This is a genomic window from Stenotrophomonas sp. 05L413 (assembly GCF_056397945.1).
Window position 1 is genome coordinate 704,440 of record NZ_JBFTOL010000001.1, and the last position, 10,441, is coordinate 714,880.

The 10,441-nt window shown below is 67.4% G+C and carries 10 protein-coding genes; 4 read left to right on the top strand and 6 right to left on the bottom strand.

What is annotated here, in order from left to right:
- Nucleotides 1-57: 57 nt before the first annotated feature.
- The 4 genes from AC1DIQ_RS03190 to hflK all read right to left on the bottom strand — a co-directional run bounded on the left by AC1DIQ_RS03190 (nucleotide 58) and on the right by hflK (nucleotide 3,926).
- Nucleotides 58-1,350, bottom strand: coding sequence for an adenylosuccinate synthase (locus tag AC1DIQ_RS03190; protein ID WP_038686937.1), 1,293 nt, complete (start codon nucleotides 1,348-1,350; stop codon nucleotides 58-60).
- Between the two features lie 339 nt (nucleotides 1,351-1,689).
- Nucleotides 1,690-1,875 (bottom strand): DUF2065 domain-containing protein, encoded by a 186-nt coding sequence (locus AC1DIQ_RS03195; RefSeq protein WP_121038863.1) that lies wholly within the window; start codon nucleotides 1,873-1,875, stop codon nucleotides 1,690-1,692.
- Nucleotides 1,876-1,944: 69 nt separating this feature from the next.
- A complete protein-coding gene (gene hflC / locus AC1DIQ_RS03200) occupies nucleotides 1,945-2,808 on the bottom strand; it encodes a protease modulator HflC (protein WP_019186091.1) in 864 nt (287 codons plus the stop codon).
- The gene (gene hflK, locus AC1DIQ_RS03205) at nucleotides 2,805-3,926 is read right to left on the bottom strand and encodes an FtsH protease activity modulator HflK (protein ID WP_478049427.1); all 1,122 of its coding nucleotides are present in this window, start codon (nucleotides 3,924-3,926) and stop codon (nucleotides 2,805-2,807) included. The genes hflC and hflK overlap by 4 nt, the downstream gene beginning before the upstream one ends.
- Nucleotides 3,927-4,147: 221 nt before the next feature.
- On the opposite strand from hflK, the gene AC1DIQ_RS03210 reads away from it, so the two are divergent.
- A complete protein-coding gene (locus AC1DIQ_RS03210; RefSeq protein ID WP_152151995.1) occupies nucleotides 4,148-5,143 on the top strand; it encodes a YhdH/YhfP family quinone oxidoreductase in 996 nt (331 codons plus the stop codon).
- Nucleotides 5,144-5,232: 89 nt separating this feature from the next.
- A complete protein-coding gene (pilH, locus tag AC1DIQ_RS03215) occupies nucleotides 5,233-5,616 on the top strand; it encodes a twitching motility response regulator PilH (RefSeq protein ID WP_461770167.1) in 384 nt (127 codons plus the stop codon).
- 123 nt (nucleotides 5,617-5,739) lie between these two features.
- Here pilH and AC1DIQ_RS03220 read toward each other — a convergent pair whose 3' ends face one another.
- The gene (locus AC1DIQ_RS03220; RefSeq protein ID WP_121038875.1) at nucleotides 5,740-6,636 is read right to left on the bottom strand and encodes a DnaJ C-terminal domain-containing protein; all 897 of its coding nucleotides are present in this window, start codon (nucleotides 6,634-6,636) and stop codon (nucleotides 5,740-5,742) included.
- 250 nt (nucleotides 6,637-6,886) lie between these two features.
- Between AC1DIQ_RS03220 and AC1DIQ_RS03225 the strand changes: the two genes are divergently transcribed.
- Nucleotides 6,887-7,369 (top strand): peroxiredoxin, encoded by a 483-nt coding sequence (locus AC1DIQ_RS03225; protein ID WP_121038878.1) that lies wholly within the window; start codon nucleotides 6,887-6,889, stop codon nucleotides 7,367-7,369.
- Nucleotides 7,370-7,398: 29 nt separating this feature from the next.
- Nucleotides 7,399-7,983: a ferritin-like domain-containing protein gene (locus AC1DIQ_RS03230; protein ID WP_455900323.1), complete on the top strand. Its 585-nt coding sequence runs from the start codon at nucleotides 7,399-7,401 to the stop codon at nucleotides 7,981-7,983.
- A 57-nt stretch (nucleotides 7,984-8,040) separates the two neighbouring features.
- Here the strand turns inward: AC1DIQ_RS03230 and pbpC are convergent, their stop codons facing one another.
- Nucleotides 8,041-10,416: a penicillin-binding protein 1C gene (gene pbpC, locus AC1DIQ_RS03235; protein ID WP_478049428.1), complete on the bottom strand. Its 2,376-nt coding sequence runs from the start codon at nucleotides 10,414-10,416 to the stop codon at nucleotides 8,041-8,043.
- Nucleotides 10,417-10,441 lie beyond the last annotated feature (25 nt).

Genomic DNA, 10,441 nt, shown 5'->3' on the forward strand with positions numbered 1-10,441 from the left:
ACCTTGCACCTTACACAGTCACGCAATGCCGGGCATGGCCCGGCACTACGCGCCTGATCAGGCGAACGGATCCTGCAGGACCATGGTGTGGTCGCGGTCCGGGCCGGTCGAGACGATGCTCACCGGGCAGCCGGCCAGCTCTTCCAGCGCGCGCAGGTAAGCGCGGGCGGCCGGCGGCAGGTCATCCCAGTTGGTGATGCCGTGGGTGTTCTCGGTCCAGCCCGGGAACTCCAGGTACACCGGCGTGCATTCTTCCCAGCCCTGCGCGTCCAGCGGCGCGTACTCGGTACGCTTGCCGCGGTATTCGTACGCGATGCAGACCTTCAGCTTTTCCATGCCGTCGAGCACGTCCAGCTTGGTGATGCACAGGCCGCTGATGCCATTGATGGCCACGGCGCGCTTGAGCGCGACGATGTCCATCCAGCCGCAGCGACGCGGGCGGCCGGTCGAGGCGCCGTACTCGGCACCGCGGTCGCGGATGCCCTGGCCGACTTCATCGTCCAGCTCGGTCGGGAACGGGCCACCGCCGACGCGGGTCGCGTAGGCCTTGGCGATACCCAGCACGTAGTCGATCGCATCGGCGCCGACGCCGGCCCCGGCCAATGCGCCACCGACGGTGGTGTTGGAGCTGGTGACGTACGGGTAGGTGCCGTGGTCGATGTCCAACAGGGCGCCCTGGGCGCCTTCGAACAGCACGCGCTTACCCTGCTTGCGCAGGTCATGCAGGATGCCGGCAACGTCGGACTTCATCGGCTCGACGTATTCGCCGAAGGCCAGTGCTTCGTCGTAGGTCTTCTGGAAATCGACCGCGTCGGTCTTGAGGTAATTGGTCAGCACGAAGTTGTGGTAATCCAGCGCGGTGCGCAGGAGTTCTTCCAGCTGGGCCGGGTAATGCAGGTCGGCGATGCGGATGCCGCGACGTGCCACCTTGTCTTCATACGCCGGGCCGATGCCACGGCCGGTGGTGCCGATCGCCTTGCCGCCGGCGGCGCGTTCGCGCGCCTGGTCCAGGGCGATGTGGTACGGCATGATCAGCGGCGCGGCCGGGGAGATCTTCAGGCGCGAACGCACTTCCACGCCGGAGGTTTCCAGCTCGGCGATTTCCTTCTGCAGCGCGGCCGGCGAGATCACCACGCCGTTGCCGATCAGGCACAGCGCGTCTGCACGCAGGATGCCGGATGGAATCAGATGCAGCACGGTCTTCTTGCCATTGATGACCAGCGTGTGGCCGGCATTGTGGCCGCCCTGGAAGCGCACGACAGCGCCGATTTCCTCGGTGAGCAGATCGACGATCTTGCCCTTGCCTTCATCGCCCCACTGGGCACCCAACACGACAACTGACTGACCCATGACGGGTAACTCCTGGTTTTTGTGCGGCCATCGGGGCCGCGGGTTTGGGACCATGCCGGGGTCGCCGCGCAGCGCGGGGTGGCGGGCTCCAGCGGGGAGCGCGCCGACGCTGGGGTACCCAGACACGGAAAAAGCCGGACGAGTGACTCTGAAACAGAGTGCCCGTCCGGCTTTTGTGCATTATCCGGGTTTCCGGTGGCCGCTGCCACCCCGGGGGCCGGTGGACTTCACCGGCCGGTCAGGACCGCCGCGGCAGGTGCCGGCCACTGGCCGGCTCGCGGGATGGCATGGAGCCGGCCAGCGGCCGGCACTACCAACCAGCGCATGGCGGGAACCCGCTCAGTGCTTCAGCCACCACAGGGTGGTCAGGCCGGCCAGCAGGATCACCCCGCCCCAGGTGCGCAGGGCGCTGCTGCGCAGCATCAGCAGCTGCTCGGCCATCCGCTTCCAGGCCAACGGGGCGGCGAACAGGAACAGGCCTTCGAGCACGGCGACCAGGCACAGGGCCGAGAACAGATCTTTCATGACATCTCCACAAACAAAACGGGGACCCGGTCTGCACCGGGTCCCCGTGGATGACTACCGCCTGCGGCCTCAGCGATCGCTCTTGAGGTACTGCAGGAACGGGTCGTTCTTGTCGAGCACGATCACGCCGTTGCCGTCGGTCATGGAGCCACGGTAGGCCTCCAGGCTGCGGTAGAAGGCGTAGAACGACGGGTCGGCCGAGCCGGCCTTGCCGTAGATGCGGGCGGCATCGGCATCGCCGGCACCGCGCAGCTGCTGGGCGTCGCGCTCGGCTTCGGCCACGATCACGGTGCTCTCGCGGTCGGCCTGGGCACGGATGGTCAGCGACTGCTCTTCACCCTCGGCGCGCAGCTTGGCCGCTTCCTGCTTACGCTGGGCGCGCATGCGCTCATACACATCGTTGATCACCTGGCTGTCGGTCGGCAGGTCGATCTGCTTGATGCGCAGGTCGATGATCTGCATGCCCAGCGCCTTGACCGACTCGTTGATGCCGGTCAGCTGGTTGGCGATCAGTTCGCTGCGATCCCCCGACACCAGCTGCTGCAACGAACGCGAGTTGATCTGGTTGCGCAGGGAGTCGGTGATGATCGGGGCCAGACGGGCATTGGCCACGCGGGCATCGCCGCCGGTCGCACGGAAGTACGCGCGCACGTCGGAGATGTAACCGATGGCGAAGAAGTCGACGCTGACGTCCTTCTGCTCGGCAGTGAAGTAACGCGCCGGGGCGGTATCGAGCACCTGGAAGCGACGATCGAACACGCGCACCGTTTCCACCAGCGGCACCTTGAAGTGCAGGCCCGGCTTGATGTCCGCACGGACCACCTTGCCCAGGTTCAGCACCATCGCAGTCTGGTCCTCACGGACCACGTAGACCGAACCCAACAGGCCGAGCAGGACCGCTACGGCCAGACCAATCCACAGTGAACTTCTCATCGGCTGCCCTCCTCACGACCGGTCGGGCGCGTCGTCGGACGCTCCGCATTGCGAACGCCATCCACCGCCGTGCTGGCAGGCAGCGACGGCAGCATGACTTCCGGGGTCACCGCCGGGGCGGCATTGGTGCTGGTGCGGTTGTCGCCCGGCATCGGCACGTAGATCAGCTGGCGGCCATCGCCACCGATGATCTTGCGGTTCTCCGAGAGCACCTTCTGCACCGTTTCCAGCCACAGGCGCTTGCGCGTCACTTCCGGGGCGTCCTTGTACTGGGCCTGCAGCAGGCTGAAGCGCGAGGCATCACCCTCGGCCTTGGCGACCACGGCCTGCTTGTAGCCTTCGGCGGTGGTCCGGGCCCGCGAGGCCTGGCCGCGCGCTTCCGGGACCACCTTGGCCGCGTAGGCCTGGGCTTCGTTGATCAGACGTTCCTTGACCTGCTGGGCACCGTTGACCTCGTCGAAGGCCGGCTTGACCTCCTCGGGCGGGCGGGCATCGGGCAGGGTCAGACCGGTCACCGACAGACCGGTGCGGTAGCTGCCGAGCGAGGCCTGCAGGCGCTCTTCGGCGGCCACGGCCAGCGGGCCACGGTTGTTCAGCACGTTGTTGAGGTCGGCACGACCGACCTGCTCACGCACGGCGCTCTGCGCGGTCTGTTCCAGCACCTGGTCGGCATCGACCGAGCCGAACAGGTACAGGCGCGGATCGTCGATGCGGTACTGGACGTTGAGCGAGACGTTGACGATGTTCTCGTCGCGGGTCAGGACCGGCACCTGGCTGCTGAACGTCTTGATCTCGGTGGCATTGACCTTGGTGACCGATTCCAGCGGCCACGGCAGCTTGAAGTTCGGGCCAGGCTGCAGGATGCGATGGAACTGACCGAAGCGCAGCACGACGCCGCGTTGCTGTTCGCCGATCAGCTGGAAGCTGGAGAACAGCAACAGCAACACCGCCGCCACTGCAACCCACCGCAGGATGCCGCCATCGAACAGGTCTTTCAGCGGACCGGGCAAACCGCCCCAACCGCCGCCATTGCCGCCACCGCGAGGACCGAACGGCCCACGTCGATTCTCGTCGGGGCCTTGTCCGCCCTTGTTGCCGCCGGGTGTATTCCAGGCCATGCACGCTCCATCAAGGTAAGGTTGCCTGCGGGCCATTCCCGCACCGTCAACCGTTAAAACGTTAAATCGCTGTCGATTCTACTAGATGGGGCAGATCGACAGGATTGGAAGGGGTCACCCATCTCGGGGAACGATTCATAACCGCATCCGCGAAGGTCCGTGAGGGTCCCCGCGCGCCGGAGCAGCGGGTAAGGTGGTGTTTTCCCCCGTCAGGCATCTTCATGGCAATTCCCGACCGGTTCAACGCTTTCCGCATCCACCAGGACGATACCGGCTACCACGCCGGGCTGGAACCGATCGGCCTGGACCAGCTCAACCCTGGCGAGGTGGTCCTGCGCGCGCACTGGTCCTCGGTCAACTATAAAGATGCGTTGGCCGGTACCGGCAAGGGCAGGATCCTGCGGCGCTTCCCACTCGTCGGCGGCATCGACGTGGCCGGCACGGTGGTCGCTTCGACCGACCCGGCCTACCGCGAAGGCGATGCGGTGCTCGCCACCGGGTGCGGGCTGAGCGAGACCCGCGATGGCGGGTACAGCCCGTATGTGCGCCTGGCCGCCAGCGCGGTGATCCCGCAGCCCGCCGGGCTGACCCCACGCGAGGCGATGATCCTGGGTACGGCCGGCTTCACCGCTGCACTGGCCCTGGTGCGGATGCTGGACAACCGGCAGACCCCCGCCCACGGGCCGCTGGCCGTGACCGGGGCCACCGGCGGGGTCGGCTCGCTGGCAGTGGATATCTTCACCCGGGCCGGTTTCGAGGTGCACGCGATCAGCGGCAAGGCCGACCAGGCCGGCTATCTGCGGAACCTGGGAGCCCGCGAGGTTCTGCCGCGTGATGTGCTGGCGACCTCCCGCCCGATGGAATCGGCCCGCTTCGGCGGTGGCCTGGACAATGCCGGCGGCGCGATGCTGACCAGCCTGCTGGCCCAGACCGTGCCCTACGGTTCGGTGGTCAGTGCCGGCCTGGCCGCCAGCCCCGCGCTGGAGATGACGGTGATGCCCTTCATCATCCGCGGCGTGTCGTTGCTGGGGATCTCCTCCTCCAGCGCACCGCGTGATCTGCGCGAAGCGGTCTGGGACAAGCTGGGCGGCGCGTGGAAGCCGGCGCATCTGGAGACGATCTGTACCGGCGAAGTGGGGCTGGATGGCCTGCCCGCCGCGTTCGACAGCCTGCTCGCGGGCGGCAACCACGGCCGCACGGTGGTACGAATCGACTGAGCGTGGCAGCCGGGCGACAGACGGCACGCCCGGCGCTTCACGACGGTGCGAGGCCCGCACTACACTGCGGGCATCACACGGGGAACACCATGGCACGCATTCTGATCGTCGACGATTCACCGTCGCAGCTGCTGGGGATACAGCGGATCGTCGAAAAACTCGGGCACCAGATCCTGACCGCCACCGATGGCGCCGCCGGGGTGGAAACGGCCAAGGCCGAGCTGCCCGATCTGGTGCTGATGGACGTGGTCATGCCCAACCTCAATGGCTTCCAGGCGACCCGCACGCTGGCACGCGACGTGGCGACCAAGCACATTCCGGTGATCCTGGTGACCACCAAGGACCAGGACACCGACCGCATGTGGGGCATGCGCCAGGGCGCCAAGGCCTATATCACCAAGCCGTTTTCAGAAGACGAACTGTCCGAGGTGCTGGAGCGCGTTTTCAGCCACCAGGAACCGCCGACGGCGTGAGCCGATGGCACGGTGAGCCGACCAACGGTCGGCTGCTGCCGCGAAGGCAATCGCGGCCGGCCCGGTAGACACCGCCCGTTGGTCAGTGCGCAACGATGACCCGGACGCCGCGCACCGCCTGCATCACACCTTCTCGCCGAATGCCTTGGCCAGCGCCTTGTAGGCCTTCTTCTGCGCCTCATCGGTGGGCGCCGGCGCGATGATCTCCAGCTCCACGATCTGATCGCCATCCGGATTGCCCGGCAGCCCGCGGCCACGCAGGCGCAGCTTGCGGCCAGCATCGGACTCGGCCGGCACCTTCAGTTCCACCGCACCGCCCAGGGTCGGCACGCTGATGCTGGTACCCAGTGCGGCCTGCCACGGGGTCACCTGCAGGGTGTACAGAATGTTGCGGCCATCCACCTCGAACTGCGGGTGTTCGGCGTATTCCACTTCCAGCAGCAGGTTGCCGCCACCGGTACCCTGCCCGGTCAGCCGGATCACCTGGCCCGGACGGATGCCCTTGGGCACGCGCACGTCCAGCTGCTTGCCGCCCACGTTGATGCGCAGGCTGTCGCCCTGATAGGCCGCTTCCAGCGGCACCGACAGCTTGGCGCGGGTATCGCGGGTCGGCTGCGGGCCCTGGCTGGCACCGCCGAAGCCACTGGCGCGGCCACCGCCACCGCCGCGCTGGCGCGCGAACAGGCTCTCGAAGAAATCGCTGAAGCCGCCGCCACCGGCGCCGCCCCCGAACACCTCTTCGAAGTCATAGCCCTGGCCACCGCCGTAGTTCGGCGGGGTATGGAACTCCTCGCCGGGCCGGTAGCCCTGCGCCTTGAGCTGGTCATAGGCCGCGCGCTTCTGCGGATCGCGCAGCGCCTCGTAAGCCTCGTTGACCGCCTTGAATTTGTCCTCGGCCCCGGCTTCCTTGCTCACATCCGGGTGGTACTTGCGCGCCAACCGGCGGTAAGCGGTCTTGATCTCAGCATCGCCCGCGGTGGGTTCCACCCCGAGCGTGGCGTAGTAATCCTTGAATTCCATCCAAACACCTCGACTAAGTTCGGCCACCCGCGTGGGCGGGCGCCGTCCGCGCAATTCTAGCCGCTGCGGACCGGCCCACCGTGACGCCGGGCGCGAATGATCCTGCGCAATGCGGCCGACCTCCCGGACGGCTACGCTGCCCCCGTGGCCTGCCTTTCCCGCTACAGATGGGTCTGCACGGCTGCTTTTCAACGTGTTGACATGGCCATCCCATGCCCCTCACTACCCTGCCTGTGTCCAAGGAGTCCGCATGACCATCCACGTTGGCGACCGCATTCCCGAAGTCACCCTCAAGCGCATCCGCGAGGGCATGGAGACCATCGATACCCATGCTCTGTTCGATTCGCGCAAAGCGGTGCTGTTCGGCGTGCCCGGCGCATTCACCCCGACCTGCTCGGCCCGGCACCTGCCCGGCTACATCGAGCAGTTCCCCGAATTCCGCCACCGCGGGATCGAGGTGTTCTGCATGGCGGTCAACGATCCGTTCGTGATGAAGGCCTGGGGCGAGAGCCAGCAGGTGCCCGACGGCCTGCAGCTGCTGTCTGACGGCAATGGGGAGTTCACCCGTGCGCTCGGCCTGGAAATGGATGCCAGCAGCTCGGGCATGGGCATCCGCTCGCGCCGCTTCGCGCTGTACGTCGAAGACGGTGTCGTGCGCGAGACCTTCATCGAGGAACCCGGAAAATTCGACGTGTCTTCGGCGCAGTACGTGCTGGAGCATCTCCCCCGCTAGACCCACGCAACAGAGGAACCCGGCCAGCCATGTCAAAGCCAGCCAAGAACACCCCCAACACCGCCCCGGACAACGCCCGCCCGCCGGGCATCAGCGACACCGCCACCCTGCGGGCCAAGGCCCGGAAGGACATCGAAGACGGCGCCATCACCGACAGTTACAGCGCCGACCGCGAAGCGGTGATCAAGCTGCTCAACGATGCGCTCGCCACCGAGTACGTGTGCGTGCTGCGCTACTACCGCCATTACTTCATGGCCAAGGGCATGCTCGCCGATTCGATCAAGGCCGAGTTCCTGGAACACGCACAGCAGGAACAGGCGCACGCCGGCAAGCTGGCCGAACGCATCGTGCAGCTTGGCGGCGAGCCCGATCTCAACCCGGATACGCTCACTGCGCGCTCGCATGCCGAGTACAAGGAAGGCAGCGACCTGCGCGACATGGTCCGCGAGAACCTGATTGCCGAGCGCATTGCGATCGACAGCTACCGCGAGATGATCAACTTCGTGGGCGACAAGGACACCACGACCAAGCGCATCCTCGAAGAGATCCTGGCGCAGGAAGAAGAACACGCCGACGAATTCGCCGACCTGCTGGACGGCTGGATCGGGGAGTAATGTTGGACGGCAGTGCCGGCCCGTGGCCGGCACTGCCAGACCCTGCGCACCGCATGATCAGCGCAGGATCCGGAACCGCACCTGCGTCCACGCGCCATCGGCGGCCAATGCCGTCAATGTGTGCTCGCCCACTTCATCGAAATCACGCTGGAACAGTCGCGCCCCTTCGGTGCGGGCAATCCAGCGGTCATCCAGCAGCCAATCCACTGTTGTTTCGTTGCCCAGTGCACGCAGTTGCAGGCGCACGCCGTGCTCGGCATTCGGGGCGCGTGCGAGGGTGGCGCGGTCGTTGAGCCCCTCGATATGCAGCGTCCCGCCGCTCTCGCGGCCGTCGGCGCTGCAATCGGGTGACAGTGCCGGCAGCTGCGAGGCCTGACGCTGCGCCTGCGGCAGCCACGGCGACAACAGCGCCGGCCAGCGTGCGATCTCACGCGGCTCCGCCGCATGCGGCCGGCTGCACTCCGGCGACAGCCGCAGCCCCGTGCGAGCATCCACCTGGAACCGCTGCAGACCCGGCTGCCACAGCCGCGCCTCGCGTTCGGCGAAGGTCGGTGGCACGACCCCGTCCAGCACGAAGGCCGGCATCCGGCGTTGGCACAGCGGTGGCGCCGTCTGTTCGGCCAAGCCGCCGGTCGGCCAGCAGATATCGGCCTGCGCCACGCTCGCCGGCATCGGCGCTGCACTGGCATCGCCGGCTTGGCGCGGCAGGCTGTCGATCACTTCGAACATCAGCGGCAGGGCCGTCACCGCGCCGTACTGCCCGGGCAGCGGCGTGCCGTCCGGACGCCCCACCCAGACGCCCACCGTGTAATGCCGCGTGGTGCCGATCGCCCAGGCATCGCGATAGCCGTAACTGGTGCCGGTCTTCCAGGCCACACGCGGGCGGCCGGTGACATCGAAGGTGCCGGTGCCGTAGCCCGGGCGGGGATTGGACTCGAGCACCTCGCGGGTGATCCACGCCGCGCCGGGGGACATCAGGCGCCGTTCGATCACCGCATCCTCGGCGGTGTAACGCACCCGCCCCGCGATGCCGTTGCGGTTGAACGCGGCGAAGGTGCCGACCAGATCCTCCAGCCGCGCGCCGGTGCCGCCGAGAATCAGCGAGAGATTGGGCGCACTGCCATGCGGAAAGCGCAGGTTGATGCCTGCATGCGACAGGCGTGCGGCAAAACGCGCCGAGCCGACCCGATCCAGCAGGTCCACCGCCGGCACGTTGAGCGACAACCGCAGGGCCGTGGCGGCACTGACCGGCCCGTTGAAGGCCGCATCGAAGTTGCCCGGCCGGTACCCGCCGAAGCTCTGTGGCGCATCCACCATCAGGCTTTCCGAATGGATCAGGCCATCATCCAGCGCCATGCCATACAGGAACGGTTTGAGCGTGGAACCCGGTGAGCGCCACGCCTGCACCATGTCCACATGGCCGAGCCGCTGCTTGTCGCCGAACGCTACCGAACCGACGTAGGCGCGTGCCTCCAGCGTGCGGTTGTCCACCACCAGCAACGCCGCCGAGGTGCGCTCGGGCAGCTGCGAAAAGTAGGACGACACACGCTCTTCCAGCGTGCGCTGCAGGCCGATATCCAGCGTGCTCTCGATCCGCGCCGCCCGCGGCTGGGCCGAGCGCAGGCGCTGGGCGAGCAGCGCCGCATGCAGCGGGGGCTGCAGGGCGCGGGTGACCACCGGTTCGATGCGCGCATCGTCGACCTCCTCGCGTGACCACACACCGAGTGACACCATGCGTTCGAGCACCTTGTCACGCGCCCGCTGTGCCGCCTCCGGATGACGGTCCGGACGCAACCGGCTGGGCGACTGCGGCAGCACCGCCAGCAACGCCGCCTCGGCGTGCGACAACTGCGAGGCCGGCTTGCCCAGATAGGCCCAGCTCGCCGCCTCCACACCTTCGATGGTGCCGCCATAGGGCGCGCGCTCCAGATACAGCGCCAGGATCTGCGCCTTGCTCAGGTGCAGTTCCAGCTGCACCGCGCGCAGCAGCTGCTTGGCTTTGCCCCACGGCGTGCGCGTATGCGGATCGAGGATCCGTGCGACCTGCATGGTCAGCGTTGAACCGCCGGAGACGATCCGCTGCGCGAACAGCCATTGCTTGCCGGCGCGCAGCAGGCCCCACGGGTTGATGCCGGGATGCCGCCAGAACCAGCGGTCTTCGTAGTTCAGCAGGGCCTGCAGATACAGCGGCGAGACGCTGTCGGCCGAGGCAGGATAGCGCCACACCCCGTCGGCATCGGCGAAGGCGCGCAGTGGCGTGCCATCGCGCGCCACCACCAGGGTGCTGGTGTCGCGCTGCCTGGGCAGCGGTGGCGGGAACGCGAGGTCCAGCGCCAGCAGCAACGCGAGCACCGCGGCCGTGCCCCATCGCAGGTACGGCAGCACGCCGCGCAGCACCGACGCCCACCACCGTTTGGAAAAAAGAGACGTCATGTCGATTCAGCAGCGAGGCAGGCGG